The organism is Streptomyces sp. PH9007 (genome assembly GCF_059813725.1).
In genome coordinates, this window is record NZ_CM187440.1 from 3,595,188 (window position 1) to 3,610,827 (window position 15,640).

The 15,640-nt window shown below is 72.1% G+C and carries 17 protein-coding genes; 13 read left to right on the top strand and 4 right to left on the bottom strand.

Features of this window, described 5'->3' with window-relative positions:
• Window positions 1–2,418, top strand: coding sequence for an RNA degradosome polyphosphate kinase (locus tag ACTFAP_RS16455; RefSeq protein ID WP_500466713.1), 2,418 nt, complete (start codon window positions 1–3; stop codon window positions 2,416–2,418).
• Window positions 2,363–2,821: an NUDIX hydrolase gene (locus tag ACTFAP_RS16460; RefSeq protein ID WP_390123936.1), complete on the top strand. Its 459-nt coding sequence runs from the start codon at window positions 2,363–2,365 to the stop codon at window positions 2,819–2,821. The genes ACTFAP_RS16455 and ACTFAP_RS16460 overlap by 56 nt, the downstream gene beginning before the upstream one ends.
• A gap of 206 nt (window positions 2,822–3,027) precedes the next feature.
• On the opposite strand, the gene ACTFAP_RS16465 is transcribed toward ACTFAP_RS16460, so the two are convergent.
• The gene (locus tag ACTFAP_RS16465; protein WP_400013311.1) at window positions 3,028–3,825 is read right to left on the bottom strand and encodes a class I SAM-dependent methyltransferase; all 798 of its coding nucleotides are present in this window, start codon (window positions 3,823–3,825) and stop codon (window positions 3,028–3,030) included.
• 139 nt (window positions 3,826–3,964) lie between these two features.
• Between ACTFAP_RS16465 and mshA the strand changes: the two genes are divergently transcribed.
• The 6 genes from mshA (at window position 3,965) to ACTFAP_RS16495 (ending at window position 8,839) form a co-directional block, all read left to right on the top strand.
• Window positions 3,965–5,221, top strand: a complete 1,257-nt coding sequence (gene mshA / locus ACTFAP_RS16470; RefSeq protein ID WP_495684960.1) for a D-inositol-3-phosphate glycosyltransferase — start codon at window positions 3,965–3,967, stop codon at window positions 5,219–5,221.
• Window positions 5,214–5,705, top strand: a complete 492-nt coding sequence (locus ACTFAP_RS16475; RefSeq protein WP_390123932.1) for a type III secretion system chaperone family protein — start codon at window positions 5,214–5,216, stop codon at window positions 5,703–5,705. The genes mshA and ACTFAP_RS16475 overlap by 8 nt, the downstream gene beginning before the upstream one ends.
• A 171-nt stretch (window positions 5,706–5,876) precedes the next feature.
• Window positions 5,877–6,620 (top strand): DUF6879 family protein, encoded by a 744-nt coding sequence (locus tag ACTFAP_RS16480; protein WP_495684961.1) that lies wholly within the window; start codon window positions 5,877–5,879, stop codon window positions 6,618–6,620.
• A complete protein-coding gene (locus ACTFAP_RS16485; RefSeq protein WP_495681290.1) occupies window positions 6,617–7,465 on the top strand; it encodes a Scr1 family TA system antitoxin-like transcriptional regulator in 849 nt (282 codons plus the stop codon). Before ACTFAP_RS16480 ends, ACTFAP_RS16485 begins: the two co-directional genes overlap by 4 nt.
• Window positions 7,466–7,571: 106 nt before the next feature.
• Entirely contained in the window at window positions 7,572–7,706 is a 135-nt protein-coding gene (locus tag ACTFAP_RS16490; RefSeq protein ID WP_262833434.1) for a hypothetical protein, read from the top strand.
• Window positions 7,703–8,839, top strand: a complete 1,137-nt coding sequence (locus ACTFAP_RS16495; RefSeq protein WP_500466714.1) for a methyltransferase domain-containing protein — start codon at window positions 7,703–7,705, stop codon at window positions 8,837–8,839. Before ACTFAP_RS16490 ends, ACTFAP_RS16495 begins: the two co-directional genes overlap by 4 nt.
• A 75-nt stretch (window positions 8,840–8,914) precedes the next feature.
• Here ACTFAP_RS16495 and ACTFAP_RS16500 read toward each other — a convergent pair whose 3' ends face one another.
• On the bottom strand, window positions 8,915–9,379 hold the full coding sequence (locus ACTFAP_RS16500; protein WP_500466715.1) for a MarR family winged helix-turn-helix transcriptional regulator: 465 nt from the start codon (window positions 9,377–9,379) through the stop codon (window positions 8,915–8,917).
• A 322-nt stretch (window positions 9,380–9,701) separates the two neighbouring features.
• Here ACTFAP_RS16500 and ACTFAP_RS16505 point away from each other — a divergent pair, with 322 nt between their 5' ends.
• From ACTFAP_RS16505 to ACTFAP_RS16520, 4 genes are all read left to right on the top strand, one after another.
• Window positions 9,702–10,358, top strand: coding sequence for an isochorismatase family protein (locus ACTFAP_RS16505; RefSeq protein ID WP_495681293.1), 657 nt, complete (start codon window positions 9,702–9,704; stop codon window positions 10,356–10,358).
• Between the two features lie 182 nt (window positions 10,359–10,540).
• Window positions 10,541–10,849 carry a GNAT family N-acetyltransferase gene (locus tag ACTFAP_RS16510; RefSeq protein WP_390123916.1) on the top strand — a complete coding sequence of 103 codons (309 nt, stop codon included), beginning with the start codon at window positions 10,541–10,543 and terminating at the stop codon, window positions 10,847–10,849.
• Window positions 10,850–10,881: 32 nt separating this feature from the next.
• Complete coding sequence (locus ACTFAP_RS16515) at window positions 10,882–11,145, top strand: (4Fe-4S)-binding protein (RefSeq protein ID WP_495681294.1); 264 nt, start codon at window positions 10,882–10,884, stop codon at window positions 11,143–11,145.
• Between the two features lie 76 nt (window positions 11,146–11,221).
• The gene (locus tag ACTFAP_RS16520; RefSeq protein WP_495681295.1) at window positions 11,222–11,611 is read left to right on the top strand and encodes a nuclear transport factor 2 family protein; all 390 of its coding nucleotides are present in this window, start codon (window positions 11,222–11,224) and stop codon (window positions 11,609–11,611) included.
• 58 nt (window positions 11,612–11,669) lie between these two features.
• On the opposite strand, the gene ACTFAP_RS16525 is transcribed toward ACTFAP_RS16520, so the two are convergent.
• Together ACTFAP_RS16525 and ACTFAP_RS16530 are read right to left on the bottom strand one after the other, a co-directional pair.
• The gene (locus tag ACTFAP_RS16525; RefSeq protein WP_495681296.1) at window positions 11,670–12,059 is read right to left on the bottom strand and encodes a S4 domain-containing protein; all 390 of its coding nucleotides are present in this window, start codon (window positions 12,057–12,059) and stop codon (window positions 11,670–11,672) included.
• Between the two features lie 33 nt (window positions 12,060–12,092).
• A complete protein-coding gene (locus tag ACTFAP_RS16530) occupies window positions 12,093–14,774 on the bottom strand; it encodes a SpoIIE family protein phosphatase (protein WP_500466716.1) in 2,682 nt (893 codons plus the stop codon).
• 81 nt (window positions 14,775–14,855) lie between these two features.
• On the opposite strand from ACTFAP_RS16530, the gene ACTFAP_RS16535 reads away from it, so the two are divergent.
• Window positions 14,856–15,614 (top strand): phosphoglyceromutase, encoded by a 759-nt coding sequence (locus ACTFAP_RS16535; protein ID WP_030729636.1) that lies wholly within the window; start codon window positions 14,856–14,858, stop codon window positions 15,612–15,614.
• Window positions 15,615–15,640 lie beyond the last annotated feature (26 nt).

Genomic DNA, 15,640 nt, shown 5'->3' on the forward strand with positions numbered 1-15,640 from the left:
ATGAGTCCTGAGGTGCGGGGAGCGCGGAGCGCGCGGGTCGGCCCGGACGCGGCGAAGGCCGCGGCGGCGTCACGGAACAAGGGCGCGCCGGAGCCGGACCGGAGGACCGAGCCGGGCGCGGCGGCGGAACCGGAGCCGGAACCCGGGCCGGAACCCGGGTCCGTCGCGGAACCCGGCTCCGGGGGGCCGGAGGACGGCCCCCACCCCGGCGACGACCGGGACCGGGACCGTACGGTGCCGCCCCCGTCCGCCGCCGCCCACCCCGTGACCGTGGCCGTACCCGACCCCGCGCCCGAACCGGTCGAACGCGCCCCCGCGGCGGCCACCACCGTGCCCGACCCGGCCGGCGCCCCGCTGCCCGAACACCGCTTCCTGGACCGCGAACGCAGCTGGCTGGCCTTCAACGAACGCGTCCTCGAACTGGCCGAGGACCCCGCCACCCCGCTGCTGGAGCGCGCCAACTTCCTCAGCATCTTCGCCAGCAACCTCGACGAGTTCTTCATGGTGCGCGTCGCCGGCCTCAAGCGCCGCATCGCCACCGGCGTCGCCACCCGCTCCCTCACCGGCCAGCTGCCGCGCGAGGTGCTGGAGGACATCTGGACCCGCTCGCGCGAACTCATGGTCCGCCAGGCCGCCTGCTACCAGCGGTCCGTCGCCCCCGCGCTGGGCGCCGAGGGCATCCATCTGCTGCGCTGGCCGGACCTGACCGAGACCGAGCAGACCCGGCTGTTCACCCTCTTCCGGCAGCGGATCTTCCCCGTCCTCACCCCGCTGGCCGTCGACCCCGCCCACCCCTTCCCGTACATCTCCGGCCTGTCCCTGAACCTGGCCGTCGAGGTGCGCAACCCCGCCACCGGCCACAAGCACTTCGCCCGGGTCAAGGTCCCGCCGCTGCTGGACCGTTTCCTCGAAGCCTCGCCGCAGCGCTTCGTCCCCGTCGAGGACGTGATCGCCGCCCACCTGGAGGAACTCTTCCCCGGCATGGAGGTGCTCGCCCACCACGTCTTCCGGGTCACCCGCAACGAGGACCTGGAGGTCGAGGAGGACGACACCGAGAACCTCCTCCAGGCCCTGGAGAAGGAACTGCTGCGCCGCCGCTTCGGCCCGCCCGTCCGCCTGGAGGCCGAGGAGTCCATCGACCCCGGCGTGCTGCGGCTGCTGGTGCGCGAGCTGAAGATACGGGACGAGGAGGTCTACACCCTGCCCGGGCCGCTGGACCTCACCGGGCTCGGCGACATCGCCTCCCTGGAACGCCCCGAGCTGAAGTACCCCAAGTTCGTGGCCGGCACCCACCGCGAACTCGCCGAGGTCGAATCCGCGTCCGCCCCCGACATCTTCGGCGTGCTGCGCGAACGCGACGTGCTGCTGCACCACCCGTACGACTCCTTCTCCACCTCCGTCCAGACCTTCCTGGAACAGGCCGCCGCCGACCCGGACGTCCTGGCCATCAAGCAGACCCTGTACCGCACCTCGGGCGACTCCCCGATCGTGGACGCCCTCATCGACGCCGCCGAGTCCGGCAAGCAGGTGCTGGTGCTGGTGGAGATCAAGGCCCGCTTCGACGAGCACGCCAACATCAAGTGGGCGCGCAAGCTGGAGGAGGCCGGCTGCCACGTCGTGTACGGGCTGGTGGGCCTCAAGACGCACTGCAAGCTGTCGCTGGTGGTCCGCCAGGAGGGCGAGACGCTGCGCCGCTACGCCCACGTCGGCACCGGCAACTACCACCCCAAGACGGCCCGGCTCTACGAGGACCTGGGACTGCTCACCGCCGACGCCGAGGTGGGCGCCGACCTGTCCGACCTGTTCAACCGGCTCTCCGGCTACTCCCGCCGCGAGACCTACCGCCGGCTGCTGGTCGCCCCGCGCTCGCTGCGCGACGGGCTGCTGGCCCGGATCGGCCGGGAGATAGCGCACCACCGGGCGGGCCGCCCGGCGTCGATCCGCATCAAGACCAACGCGATCGTCGACGAGGCGGTGATCGACGCCCTCTACCGGGCCTCGCAGGAGGGCGTTCCGGTCGACATATGGGTGCGTGGCATCTGCGCCCTGCGCCCCGGGGTGCCCGGCATGTCCGAGACCATCCGGGTGCGCAGCGTGCTGGGGCGCTTCCTGGAGCACTCGCGGGTGTACGCGTTCGCGGCGGGCGGCGACAGCGAGGTGTGGCTGGGCAGCGCCGACCTGATGCACCGCAACCTGGACCGCCGCATCGAGGTCCTGGTCCGGGTCACCGACCCGGCGCACCGCTCCACCCTGACCCGGCTGCTGGCGGCCGGCACCGCCGACACCACCGCGTCCTGGCACCTGGGCCCGGACGGGGCATGGACCCGGCACTGGACCGGCACGGACGGCCGGCCGCTGCGCAATGTGCAGGAGATGCAGATCGAGGCACGAAGGAGACGCCGTGGAACGAACGGCTGAGGAGGAGACGGTACGGGCGGCCGGCTGCGTGCTGTGGCGGTACGCGGCGGGCCCGTCGGGCGAGGTGGAGGTGGCGCTGGTGCACCGCCCCCGCTACGACGACTGGTCGCACCCCAAGGGCAAGCTGCACCCGGGGGAGGAGCCGGAGGACGCGGCGCTGCGCGAGGTGCTGGAGGAGACCGGCATGATCTGCGTGCTCGGCGCCCCGCTGCCCACCGCCCGGTATGTGGTGCGCGGGCGGCCCAAGGAGGTCCACTACTGGGCCGGTGAGGCGGTCGGCGGCCGGTTCTCGCCCAACGACGAGGTGGACCGGCTGCTGTGGCTGCCGCCGGAGCAGGCCCTCACCCAGCTGACGCACGCACAGGACCGGCCGCTGCTGGCGGCGGCGCTGGACGCGCTCTAGCGGCGCCGTCCAAGTGGCGGCCCCCGCCGGGGCACGGACCCGGCCCCGCGCCCGCCGGTTCGGACCGGGCCCGGGACCACCCGGCTCGGCGGGGGCGGCGGGCACCGCCGGGTTCTTCGGGGATGGTCGGCACCGTCCGGCCTGTCCGGCGCGTCTGCTCCGGCCGGGATCACCAGCACGACCGGGTTCGGCCGGCACCACCCGGCTCAGCCGGGGCCGGCACCCCCGGGCGCCAGCGCCGCCCACCGCACCGTGACCTCGCCCTGCCGCCAGCGCCGTACGTCATCGGCCAGCGGCCAGCCTGCGGCGGCCAGGGCCCGTACCGCCGTGACCCAGCGCTGCCGGGCGCCGAGCGGCGCGTACGGGGCGGCGGCGGCCCAGGCGCGGTCGAAGTCGGCCAGGAACCGGTGCACGCGTTCGCCCGGCACATTGCGGTGGATGAGCACCTTGGGCAGCCGCTCGGCCAGGTCGGACGGAGTACCGAGATCCGCCAGCCGGGCGGCGAAGGTGACCGTGCGCGGCCCCTCCGGCCCCAGCGCCACCCACACGTGCCGCCGCCCCGGCTCGTCGCAGGTGCCCTCCACCAGCAGCCCGCCCGGCGCCAGCCGCCCGCACAGCCGCTCCCACACCGCGCCGACCGCGTCCTCCGGGTACTGCCGCAGGACGTTCGCGGCCCGGATCAGCAGCGGCCGTTCCCCGCCGGGCAGCGGCATCTCGAACCCGCCGCGGACGAAGGAGAGCCCGTCCCGTGCGTACGGCAGCGCCGCCGCCACCCGCTCCGGGTCGATCTCCACCCCCGCCACCCGGGCGTCGGGCCGCACCCGGCGCAACCGCCCCAGCAGCTCGACCGCGGTCCAGGGCGCCGCCCCGTACCCCAGATCCACGGCCAGCGGCGGGTGGTGGGCGCCGCGCAGGGCGGTGCCGTGCGCATGGGCGATCCAGCGGTCCATGCGCCGCAGACGATTGGGGTTGGTCGTCCCCCGGGTGACCGTCCCCTCAGGCATGCCGGCGAGTCTACTTTTCGGGCGCCACCCGGCGCGTGCCGTCCCCGGACCGTTGGGCACACTGGTGTGGGGGAGACGTCCGTTTTCCGCTCTCGGCCCGTCAGGAGACGCAGTGGGGCACCGACCGCGCCGGGTGGCGATGCTGAGCGTTCACACCTCTCCGCTGCATCAGCCGGGCACCGGCGACGCGGGCGGCATGAACGTCTACATCGTCGAACTGTCCAGACAGCTGGCGGCGCTCGGCACGGAGGTGGAGATCTTCACGCGGGCGGCCCAGGGCGGGCTGCCGCCGGCCGTGGAGCTGGCGCCCGGGGTGCTGGTACGCCACGTGGACGCCGGCCCGTACGAGGGGCTGAGCAAGGAGGAGCTGCCGGCCCAGATGTGCGCGTTCACGCACGGCGTGACCCAGATCTGGGCGGGGGAGCGGCCCGGGTACTTCGACCTGGTGCACTCGCACTACTGGCTGTCGGGGCAGGTGGGCTGGCTGGTCGCGGAGCGCTGGGGCGTCCCGCTGGTGCACGCGATGCACACCATGGCCAAGGTGAAGAACGCCGCGCTGGCGGCCGGCGACAGCCCGGAGCCGGCGGCCCGGGTGATCGGCGAGACCCAGATCGTGCGGGCGGCGGACCGGCTGATCGCCAACACGGCCGAGGAGGCCGCCGAGCTGGTGCGGCACTACGAGGCCGACCCGATGCGCACCGCGGTGGTGCACCCCGGCGTCAACCTGGACGTCTTCCGCCCGGCGGACGGGCGAGCGGCGGCACGGGCCCGCCTCGGGCTGCCGCAGGACGCGCTGATCCCGCTGTTCGTGGGGCGCATCCAGCCGCTCAAGGCCCCCGATCTGCTGCTGCACGCGGTGCGGGACCTGCTGGACCGCGACCCGTCGCTGGCCGAGCCGGGCCGCATGGTCGTCCCGATCGTGGGCGGCCCCTCGGGCACCGGCCTGGCCCGCCCCGAACGGCTCCAGAAGCTCGCGGAACGGCTGGGCCTGTCCCGGCTGGTCCGCTTCCACCCGCCGGTGGGGCAGGAGCGGCTGGCGGACTGGTACCGGGCGGCGAGCGTGCTGGTGATGCCCTCGTACAGCGAGTCCTTCGGCCTGGTGGCGGTGGAGGCCCAGGCGTGCGGCACCCCGGTGATCGCGGCGGCGGTGGGCGGGCTGCCGGTGGTCGTGCGGGACCAGGCGACCGGCTTCCTGATCGAGGACCACGACCCGGTGCACTACGCGGACGCGCTGGGCAGGTTCGCGGCCGACGCGTCGCTGTCGGCCCGCCTGGGCCAGGCGGCGGCGCTGCACGCCTGCCGCTTCGGCTGGGCGGCGACGGCGGCCGGCACGGTGTCCGTGTACCGGGAGGCGACGGAGTCGCACCGCTTCGCCCTACGATCGGCGCATGGCTGAGGACACCACCGCGACCACCGTCGAGGACACGCTGAACGACCTGGGCGTGGAGTGGGAACGCCCGGACCCCGGCCACTACGTGGTCACACTGCCGGGCACCCGCAAGCTGGCCACCACCTGCTCGCTGCGGTTGGGCCGGCACGCGCTGTCGGTGAACGCGTTCGTCATCCGCCGCCCGGACGAGAACCACGAGGCGGTCCACCGCTGGCTGCTGGAACGCAACGCCCGGCTGTACGGGGTGGCGTACGCCCTGGACGCCCACGGCGACATCTACCTGGCCGGCCGCCTCCCGCTGGCGGCGGCCTCTCCGGCGGAGCTGGACCGCCTGCTGGGCGTGGTCCTGGAGACGGCGGACGGCGCGTTCAACACCCTGCTGGAAATGGGCTTCGCGACGGCCATCCGCAAGGAACACGCCTGGCGCGTCTCACGCGGCGAACCCACCCACAACCTGGCGGCGTTCACCCACCTCTTCCCCCCGGACTGACCCCCGAGAGGCACGTCCCCCCGCCCCAGCGCCCGGAGTTGACTCCGGGCGCTGCTGTTTGCGCCCCCTGTGCGCCGTGGTGGCGGGGGTGAGGGCTGTGCGAGGGTTGGCGGCGTTGGTGCGGGGAAGAAACTCAGAGAAATTTCTCACATGAGGGAGAACGCAGTGAGGATGACCTTCAGCGGCACGACAAGTCAGTACGGCGAGTGCCCCGCCGTGTATGAGACCGACAGGGACACGGTCGTCATCCAGGGCTGGAAAATCGACCACACCGATCAGGCGTACCAGGACGCACGGAATGTGGCCGAGAACGAGGAACTCGTAGAGGTCCCCCGGGAATTGTTGGAGCGCTTCGCCCCGAAGAAGCAGACGCCCGCGTCGTACGACCTTCGGACACAGGAGGAGTGGGACGCCCTTTTCACCGACTTCAAGCACTCGGCTCGCCGGCTGGAGACCCAGACCCACTACGACGTTTCCTACGAGCGGGAGCACTTCGACCGGTTCCTGGCCGGCGAGGAGAGCGACTGGGAGTGGATGAAGCCGTGGACCGATCTGATGCGCAGCCACGCGGATCAGGGGAAGACCGTGGCCCGGGTGCGGGTGGTCCCGGAGCAGCTGACGGATTATCTGCGGTGGGAACTCGATCTCACGCGGTGCAACATCCAGGAAGGCAAGGAGGACATCCGCTACCTCGAGCGGGCCACGGCCGACCAGGTGGGGCTCCCCAACCGCGACTTCTGGCTGTTCGACTCGCATACTGTGGTTGTGCTGCACTTCAACGAGGTAGGACGGAGGGTGCGCACCGAGGTCATCACCGATCCGGCGGTCGTGATCGAACACGCACGGTGGCTTGACGTCGCCTTCCAGCACGCCACCGCCTACGAGAAGTTCGTGAAGGAGCATCCCCCGCGTTGAGTTCGGCACCCAGAGGCGTACACGAAGCCAGGCAGGAGCTTGGCGGACGTCTGCGTGCCCTCAGGGAGGCGGCCGGCATGGACGGCCGCACCCTTGCTGGGCGGCTCGGCTGGCCGCCCAGCAAGGTCTCCAAGCTTCAGCTCGGACGGCAGTCGCCGACCGACAGCGACATCCGGGAGTGGTCGGCCGCTTGCGGTGAACCGGATGCGGCCGAAGAGTTGTTGATCCTGCTGCGGGATCTCAATCGCCGCTACGCGGACTGGCGCAGTCAAGCGCGACAGGGGCATGCCGCCGTGCAGCGCGCCTGGGGAGAGGCCGAGGCGGCGGCCCGCATCATCCGCACTTTCGAGACGTGCTGGATTCCGGGCCTGCTGCAAACCGCGGAGTACGCGGAAACCCGTTTTCAGGAAGCGTCTCGGATCATGGGTGGTCCCTCCGACATCGAAGAGGCGGTGGCGGCCCGGCTGGAGCGGCAGAAGGTGCTCTACGCGCCGGGCCGCCGGCAGCGGCACATCGTGCTGTCCGAATCTGCCCTCCACTACGGGATGGCCCCGGCCCCTGTGATGCGGGCCCAGATCGACCGGCTGGTTTCGGCGACCACTCTTCCCGGACTCAAGCTGGGCATCGTCCCGTTGCACAGGCGGCTGCCCGCGTCGCCCTCGCACAATTTCTGTGTCTTCGACGACCGGCTTGTCACCGTGGAGATCGCCAGCGCAGAGCTGCGGTTGGGGCTTCCGGAGGAAGTGGCGCTGTACCGGAAGGTGTTCGACGCACTGGCGACCAGTGCGCTGTACGACTCCGACGCCCGCCGGCTTCTCACCTCCGCCGCCGAATCCTGGGTCTGAGAAATCTTCAGAAATTTCCTGGACGCCCCATTCTCCCCTGCGCAAGCATGGTCACGCACGGCAGCCAACTCGGCGCCGAATGTGACCAGATGAAGGGATGTGCGCCATGGGCAAGCACGACAAGCCGAAGCCGGAGGAGCAGAAGCCGCAGGGGCCTTCCGGGACCGGGGACCACCAAGTGCCTGCGGATGTCTTCAAGCCCGGCGGCGGGACGCACAAGAAGGACGGCGGCAAGAAGTGATCACCTCGCCCGACACGGAGGTCTTCCGCCGGCGGCTCACCGAGTCGCTGGACCGGGACGGCTACTTCCGCGCGGAGTGGCTGCGGCTGGTGTTCGGCCGCGTTCCACGGGAGAAGTTCGCCCCGCACACGGTGTGGCGCTGGTCCGACGGCGGCTGGCGTCCGCTGCACCGGCGTGAGGACCCCGAAGGCTGGGCCGAACTGGTCTACCAGCCCGGCGGAGCGCTGATCACGCAGATCGACGACGGCGCCCCGGTGGCGGACGGCGCGCGGATCGGTGCCACGAGTTCGATGAGTTCGGCCGACGTGGTGCTCAACATGCTGGCCGCTCTGGACCTCCGGCCCGGCCACTCCGTTCTCGAAATCGGCAGCGGCACCGGGTACAACGCCGCGCTGCTGTGCGAACGCGTGGGCGCCGAACGCGTCGTCACGGTCGAGATCGATCCGCTGCTCGCGGAGCTTGCCGCCAAACGACTCGCCTCGGCCGGCCACCGTCCGCAGGTGGTCTGTGGGGACGGCGAGATGGGCCACCCGGACCGGGCGCCGTACGACCGGCTGATCGCCACGGCCTCCGTGCGCCGGGTGCCCCCGGCCTGGCTGCGCCAGGTGGTGCCGGGCGGCGTGCTGGTCATCCCCTGGTATCCCGGTGCCAGCGGGTTCGGACTGATCCGGCTCCGGATGGGCGACGACGGCACGGCTCGGGGGCGTTTCCAGGGCCGGGAGTCGTTCATGCCGGTGCGCGGCCAGCGCATGACGCCCCCCAACATCGGGTCGCTCTGGGAGGCCACCTGGGAAGACTCGGAGGAGATCGAGGGCGACGCGGGGCTGCTGGACCTCGGCTCGGCCCACGCCCGTTTCGCGCTCGGCGTGCGGTCGCCGGGCTTCTCCGCGCAGATGCAGGGCGACGGGGTTCTTCTGCTGTCCGAGGACGACGCGTCCTGGCTGTGGGTCAGGCGCGATGCCTGCCGTCGCTACGGGCCGCGTGATCTGGTGGCGGAGGCCGCACAGTTTCTCTCCTGGTGGCGCGAGCGGGGCTGCCCGCGGACGGAGGAGTTCGGCATGACCGTCACCCCCGACGAGCAACGCGTGTGGCTGCGCGACGCGAGCCGGGTTCTCCTTCGGTCCGCCGGCTGAACCGGGGGCCCCGGCCACCAGGGGCCATGGGGTGCCGGCACCCGGCCGCCGCGTCGCCGTCGCGTTCCCGGCCGGTCAGTCGGGCTGCTTCTCCATGTGGGTGAGGACGCGGTTCGAGATCCGGGCGAGCGTGTCGAGTTCCTCCGGGGTGAGGGCGTCGATGAACAGCCGGCGGACGTGGGAGACGTGCGTGGGCGCGGCCTCCTCGATCGCCCGGTGGCCGGCCGGGGTGGCGACGATGAACGCTCCGCGTCCGTCGTCGGGGCACTCTTCCTTGGCCACCACTCCGCGTTTCGCCATCCGGGCCACCTGGTGGGACATGCGGCTCTTCTCCCACTCCACCAGCTTGACCAGGTCCATGAAGCGCATCCGCCCGCCGGCCTCGGTGAGTTTGGCCAGCACAATGTAGTCGGAGGGGGACATGCCGGAGTCCTCCTGGACCCGGCGGGAGAGCCTTCCGATGAGCTTTTCGTGCATGCGGATGAAGGCGTCCCAGGCGGCCTTCTGCTCCGAGGTCAGCCAGGGAGGCGTTGCGTTCATGGGGTGAGCGTAGTGACATACCCGATCGCTGATCCATCCCGTGGACGTGGCCGATTCCGGTTCCGTCCGTCCCCCCGGGGTGCGGGGTGCGCCCGGGTGACGGCTTCGGGCCGGTACCGCCCGGCTTGTCGCACACCGTCAAGGCGCCCGCCCGGAGGGCTGGTTGACGCGTCAACCATGGCGCTCTAACGTAGATGACACGTCAACCGAATGGTGAGGGTTCGCCGGCCGGTCGGGGTGGTCCGTACGCGTGCACGGTCCGCCCCCGGATGCCGGCGCACCGTCCGTGGCCGCGCAAGCGAAGCCCCAGAGAGGGAATCCCATGAGCACCGAGAACAAGGCCGGACTCGACGCGCTGCTGACGCCCGAGGAGAGCGTCCTCGTGCTGATCGACCACCAGCCGTTCCAGTTCGCCAACCTGAACAGCCACGAGCCGACGATGATCGTCAACAACGTCGTCGGTCTTGCCAAGGCCGCCAAGGTGTTCGACGTCCCGACCATCCTGACGACCGTGCTGGAGGAGCGCGGCGGCCTTCTCCTCCAGGATCTGCAGGATGTGTTCCCGGAGCAGAAGCCGATCAACAGGACATGGGTCAACACCTGGCAGGACGAGCGCGTCGTGAACGCCGTCAAGGCGACCGGGCGCAAGAAGCTGATCCTCGCCGGTCTGTGGACGGAGGTCTGCCTGGCGATGCCCGCCATCCAGGCGGCGGGCGAGGGTTTCGAGGTCTTCGCTGTCACCGACGCCTCGGGCGGCGCCTCGAAGGAGACCCACGACATGGCCGTGCGGCGCATGGCTCAGGCGGGCGTCGTCCCGATCACCTGGATGGCGGTGATGAGCGAGTGGCAGCGTGACTACGCCCGCGAGAAGACCCTTCCGGGTCTCGTCGAGGTCATGCTGGCGCACACCGGTGCCACCGGTGTGGCCTACGCCTGGGAGACCCAGCTTCTCGCCGGACAGGGCCGCAACGGCGGCTGACCCGGCCACCGCGCCGGCTTGTCCTGCGTACCGTGGTACGGCCTGTCGCCCACCGGCTCCCCGGCGGGCGGTGGCCGGTCTGCCACGCTCGCACAGGACATCCGGCACGAGACATCAACAGTCGGGGCGGACGTCTCGGCACTCCCGCCGAGTCCGTCCGCCCCGACCGCTCAGGAGGACACATGACCGTGGACGTGCGTGACGTACCCGAGGCCAACCGGTACGAGGCCCGGCTCGACGGGGAGACCGGCATCGCGGGCGTGGCCGCGTACATCCGGACGACGGAACTCATCGCCTTCGTGCACACCGAGGTTCCGCCGGAGCACGAGGGCAAGGGGATCGGGTCGGCCCTGGCCCGCACCGCCCTCGACGAGGCGCGCGCCGCGAAGCTGCGGGTGCTGGCCACCTGTCCGTTCTTCGCGGGGTGGATCGCCCGGCACCCCGAGTACCAGGACCTGCTGTACCAGTCCCGCAGCACGGTCAGCGACTGAACCGTCCGGGCAGAGCGGCGACGGAGGCCGTGATGAGTACCAGAAGCGAGAAGAAGGCGTACGAGGGCCGGTCGATCACCGTGACCTTCGAGGCCGCGCGCTGCCGGCACGCCGCCGAATGCGTCCGGGGCCTGCCGGAGGTCTTCGACACGGCCCGGCGCCCGTGGATCCGGCCCGACGGCGCCGAGGCCGGGCGGCTGGCCGAAGTGGTCCGGCGCTGCCCCTCGGGCGCGTTGCAGTACGAACGGTACGAACCGGTGGACGGCGTGGAGGAGACTCCGGGCCGCCCCGCGTAGCTCACGCGTCATGCCGCCGGCACCACCGTCGGCGGCACGCTTCACCACCTCCCCGGATCCAACGAAAGGCATGACCATGCCCGAGAACGCCGCGGCGGACCAGGCCCGGCGCAACACCGAGATCGTGCTGACCGCCATGCGGGAACTCTTCGCGGAGAAGGACCTGACCGCGCTCGACCGGTACTGGGCCGAGCCCTACGTGCAGCACAGCCCCCGGATGGCCGGCGGCCTGGACACGCTGCGCGCCGTGGTGCCCGGCCTGGAGGGTTTCGTGTGGGAGCCGCAGCGGACCGCCGCGCAGGGCGACCTCGTCTTCACCCACAGCGTCGTCCACGGCTGGGCGCCGGACCCCGTCGTCATCGTTGACATCTTCCGGCTCGACAAGGGCCGGATCGTCGAGCACTGGGACGTCGTTCAGGAACTCGTCCCGCCGGGGGAGACCGTCAGCGGCCGGCCGATGGTCTGACACCGGGGACGCTCACCGGCGTCCCCGAAACCGGGGCCCTGCCCTCAGGAACCCGCCCTCAGGAACCCGCCCCGCGCAGCCGGTCCATCTCGCGGCGGTCGCGCTTGGTCGGGCGGCCCGCGCCACGGTCCCTGATGCCCGCCGGGGCCACCGCCTCGCGCGGCGGGGGCGGCGGGCTGTGGTCCACGTAGCACTGCACGGCCACCGGGGCACCCACCCGCTTGCGGATGAGCTGGGTGACCTTCACGATCCGCTCCCGGCCGTCCTGCCGCAGCCGGACCTCGTCGCCCGGCTTCACCGGCTGGGCCGGCTTCGCGCGGTCGCCGTTGATCCGGACGTGGCCGGCCTTGCAGGCCGCCGCCGCCGTGGAGCGGGTCTTGGCCAGGCGGACCGACCAGATCCACACGTCCACTCTCACCGTGCCGCCGCTGCCGCCCTGCGTCTCCATGACAGCGAGCCTAGCGCCGTCCCGCCGCCCGGCTCACGTGGTTTCCGGCAGCCGCTGCTCCGCCCAGATGACCTTGCCCTCGGGCGTGTACCGGGTGCCCCAGCGGTCGGCGTACTGCGAGACCAGGAACAGGCCCCGGCCGCCCTCGTCCGTGTCCGTGGCGTTCCGCAGGTGCGGTGAGGTGCTGCTGCTGTCGGAGACCTCGCAGATCAGCGACCGGTCGCGGAGCAGCCGGACGCCGATGGGCCCGGCGGCGTGCCGGATGGCGTTGGTGATCAGCTCGCTCAGGATCAGCTCCGTGATGAACGCCGTGTCATCGAGGTGCCAGTCCGCCAGCTGCCGGCTGACGGCGGACCGCAGCGGGGCCACCGCGGTCGGGTTGGCGGCCACGTCCCAGCTGGCCACCTGGTCGTCGCGCAGCGTGCGGGTGCGGGCGACGAGCAGCGCGACGTCGTCCGCCGGGCGGGCGGGCAGCAGACGTTCCAGGACGGTGTCGCAGGTCTGTTCAGGGGCGGGGCCCGACGCGGCGAGCGCCTCCCGCAGGCGCTCCAGTCCCTCGTCGATGTCCCGGGTGCGGCTCTCCACCAGCCCGTCCGTGTACAGCACGATCCGGCTGCCCTCGGGCAACTCCACCCGCGTCGTCTCGAACGGCACACCGCCCACGCCCAGCGGCGGCGCGGCCGGCAGGTCGGCGAAGCTGACGGTGCCGTCGGGCAGCACCAGCGCGGGCGGCAGATGTCCGGCCCGCGCCATCACGCAGCTGCCGTCCACCGGGTCGTAGATCGCGTACAGGCAGGTGGCGCCGGTGATGGCGCCGCCGTTCCCCTCGGTCGTCTCGTCGGCGTCGACGCGGGAGGCCAGTTCGTCCAGGCGTCCCAGCAGCTCGTCCGGGGTGAGGTCGAGCGCCGAGAAGTTGTGCACCGCCGTCCGCAGCCGTCCCATGGTGGCCGCCGCGTGCAGCCCGTGTCCCACCACGTCGCCCACGACCAGCGCGACGCGCGTACCGGACAGCGGGATGACGTCGAACCAGTCGCCGCCCACCCCCGACTGCGCGGGCAGATAGCGGGTGGCGGCCTCCAGGGCGTTCTGCCGGGGCAGCCCGCTGGGCAGCAGGCTGCGCTGCAGGGTGACGGCCATGGTGTGCTCGCGGGCGAAGCGGCGGGCGTTGTCCACGCACACCGCCGTACGGGCCGCCAGTTCCTCGGCGAGGGACAGGTCCTCCTCGGAGAACGTGGGGGAGCTGTCCGCCCGCCAGAAGTTGACCACGCCCAGCACCACGCCGCGGGCGTGCAGCGGCGCGGAGATCAGCGTGTGGATGCCGAAGTCGAGGAGTTCCCGCGCGTGCTCGGGGTCGGCGGCCCGCCACCAAGTGGTACCGCGCAGGTCGCGTTCGGCCCGCGCGTGTCCCAGCAGCAGGCCGCGTACCTCGGGGGAGGTGGTGTCGAGGGTGACGCCGTCACCCCCGTACAGCGGGTGGTCCTCGCGCACGCCGCGGGTGGCGGTGCGCCGCATCCGGGTGCCGCTGGCGACGGGTTCCGCGCCGCGCGTCACCTCGTCCACCAGGTCCACGCTGATGTAGTCGGCGAACTCCGGCACCCCGACCTCGGTCAGCTCCTCGGCGGTGCGCACCACCTCCAGCGTGGTGCCGATCCGCACGCTGGCCTCGTACAGCAGCCGCAGCCGGCGCTGGGCCGCCTCGGCCCGTCCCGCCACCACGCTCAGCTCGGTGGAGTCCCGCAGGGTGGTGACGGAGCCGGGCGGGCCGCCGTGCAGGTCCATCGGGCGGTGGTTGACGGCCAGCAGCCGGCCGCCGAAGCGGTGCACCTCGTCGGTGGTCTCGCGCCCGGAGGCCAGCAGTTCGGCGGTGGCGGGGGCGAGGCCGAGGTCGCCGACGGGGCGGCCCTGGGCGTTCTCGGGCAGGTCGAGCAGCCGGCGCGCCTCTTCGTTGGCCAGCAGCAGCCGCTGGTCGCCGTCGAGGATGACGACGCCTTCCCGCACGGAGCGCAGAACCGCGTCGTGGTTCTCGTACAACCGGGTGATCTCCGAGGGCCCCAGGCCGCGGGTCTGCTTCAGCAGGCGCCGGCTGATGAGCGCGGTGCCGGCCAGGGTGAGCAGCAGGGCGCCCAGCGCGCCCAGGATCAGCGGCACCCGGGCGGAGAAGTTGATGGTGATCTCGTCGAGCAGGATGGCGACCCCGATGGCGCCGACCACGGTGCCGGCGTCGTCCCGGATGGGGACCACGCTCTGCACGGCGGGGCCGATGGCCGCGTTGAGCGACTCCTGGACGATGTGGCCGTCCAGCGCGGACCGTACGTCCCCGATGAACGGCTTGCCGATCTCCGCCGGGTTGGGGTGGGTGAGGCGGATACCGGCCGTGTCGGTGACCACCACGCCGCCCACCCGGGCCGCCTTGCGGACCGCCTCGGTGTGCGGCTCGAGGACGGCGGTGGGGTCGGGGGAGCGCAGGGCGTCCGCGACGCCGGGGGAGTTGGCGAAGGTGGTGGCGACGGCGAGGGTGCGGTTGTACGCGGCGGTGCGCTGGTTGCGGTCCATCTGGAGGTAGATGGTGATGGCCGCGGCGGCCACCAGCACCAGGACGGTCACCACCTGGAGGGCGAACATCTGCCCGACGATGCTGCGGACGCCCAGTGCGGACCGCACCGCCGCCAGCCGTCCGCCGCCGCCCGCACCCCGGTCCCGGGAGAATGCCGTCATTCCTCCACTTTGCACCAATATGAGGCGGAAGCAGGTAACCCCACAAACGGCCCCCGCCCCCGGGCCGTCTACGCTCGGGGCATGGCCGACGCACCGTACAAGCTGATCCTGCTCCGCCACGGCGAGAGCGACTGGAACGCCAAGAACCTGTTCACCGGCTGGGTGGACGTCAATCTCACCGAGAAGGGCGAGAAGGAGGCGGTCCGCGGCGGCGAGCTGCTGAAGGACGCCGGGCTGCTCCCCGATGTCCTGCACACCTCCCTGCTCAAGCGGGCCATCCGCACCGCCAACCTCGCCCTGGACGCGGCCGACCGCGTCTGGGTCCCGGTCACCCGTTCCTGGCGGCTCAACGAGCGGCACTACGGCGCGCTCCAGGGCAAGGACAAGGCCGCCACCCTCGCCGAGTTCGGCGAGGAACAGTTCACCCAGTGGCGCCGCTCGTACGACACCCCGCCCCCGGTGCTCGCCGCCGACGCCGAGTGGTCGCAGGCCGACGACCCGCGCTACGCCCACATCCCCTCCGACGTGCGCCCGCAGACCGAGTGCCTGAAGGACGTCGTCGAGCGGATGCTGCCGTACTGGTACGACGGCATCGTCCCCGACCTCGCCGCCGGCCGCACCGTGCTGGTCACCGCGCACGGCAACAGCCTGCGCGCGCTGGTCAAGCACCTCGACGGCATCTCGGACTCCGAGATCGTCGGCCTGAACATCCCCACCGGCATCCCGCTGCTGTACGAGCTGGACGCTGACTTCCGCCCGCTCAACCCCGGCGGCACCTACCTCGACCCGGAGGCCGCGCGCGCCGCCATCGAGGCCGTGAAGAACCAGGGCAAGAAGTAGCACGTCCGTACGAATAAGGGGTGGCC

Excerpts from the sequence above, each read along its gene's own strand:
- ACTFAP_RS16455 (WP_500466713.1), top strand. The coding sequence starts at position 1 with ATGAGTCCTGAGGTGCGGGGAGCGCGGAGCGCGCGGGTCGGCCCGGAC.
- ACTFAP_RS16460 (WP_390123936.1), top strand. The coding sequence starts at position 2,363 with ATGTGCAGGAGATGCAGATCGAGGCACGAAGGAGACGCCGTGGAACGA.
- ACTFAP_RS16465 (WP_400013311.1), bottom strand. The coding sequence starts at position 3,825 with ATGCCTGAGGGGACGGTCACCCGGGGGACGACCAACCCCAATCGTCTG.
- mshA (WP_495684960.1), top strand. The coding sequence starts at position 3,965 with ATGCTGAGCGTTCACACCTCTCCGCTGCATCAGCCGGGCACCGGCGAC.
- ACTFAP_RS16475 (WP_390123932.1), top strand. The coding sequence starts at position 5,214 with ATGGCTGAGGACACCACCGCGACCACCGTCGAGGACACGCTGAACGAC.
- ACTFAP_RS16480 (WP_495684961.1), top strand. The coding sequence starts at position 5,877 with ATGACCTTCAGCGGCACGACAAGTCAGTACGGCGAGTGCCCCGCCGTG.
- ACTFAP_RS16490 (WP_262833434.1), top strand. The coding sequence starts at position 7,572 with ATGGGCAAGCACGACAAGCCGAAGCCGGAGGAGCAGAAGCCGCAGGGG.
- ACTFAP_RS16500 (WP_500466715.1), bottom strand. The coding sequence starts at position 9,379 with ATGAACGCAACGCCTCCCTGGCTGACCTCGGAGCAGAAGGCCGCCTGG.
- ACTFAP_RS16505 (WP_495681293.1), top strand. The coding sequence starts at position 9,702 with ATGAGCACCGAGAACAAGGCCGGACTCGACGCGCTGCTGACGCCCGAG.
- ACTFAP_RS16510 (WP_390123916.1), top strand. The coding sequence starts at position 10,541 with ATGACCGTGGACGTGCGTGACGTACCCGAGGCCAACCGGTACGAGGCC.
- ACTFAP_RS16515 (WP_495681294.1), top strand. The coding sequence starts at position 10,882 with ATGAGTACCAGAAGCGAGAAGAAGGCGTACGAGGGCCGGTCGATCACC.
- ACTFAP_RS16520 (WP_495681295.1), top strand. The coding sequence starts at position 11,222 with ATGCCCGAGAACGCCGCGGCGGACCAGGCCCGGCGCAACACCGAGATC.
- ACTFAP_RS16525 (WP_495681296.1), bottom strand. The coding sequence starts at position 12,059 with ATGGAGACGCAGGGCGGCAGCGGCGGCACGGTGAGAGTGGACGTGTGG.
- ACTFAP_RS16530 (WP_500466716.1), bottom strand. The coding sequence starts at position 14,774 with ATGACGGCATTCTCCCGGGACCGGGGTGCGGGCGGCGGCGGACGGCTG.
- ACTFAP_RS16535 (WP_030729636.1), top strand. The coding sequence starts at position 14,856 with ATGGCCGACGCACCGTACAAGCTGATCCTGCTCCGCCACGGCGAGAGC.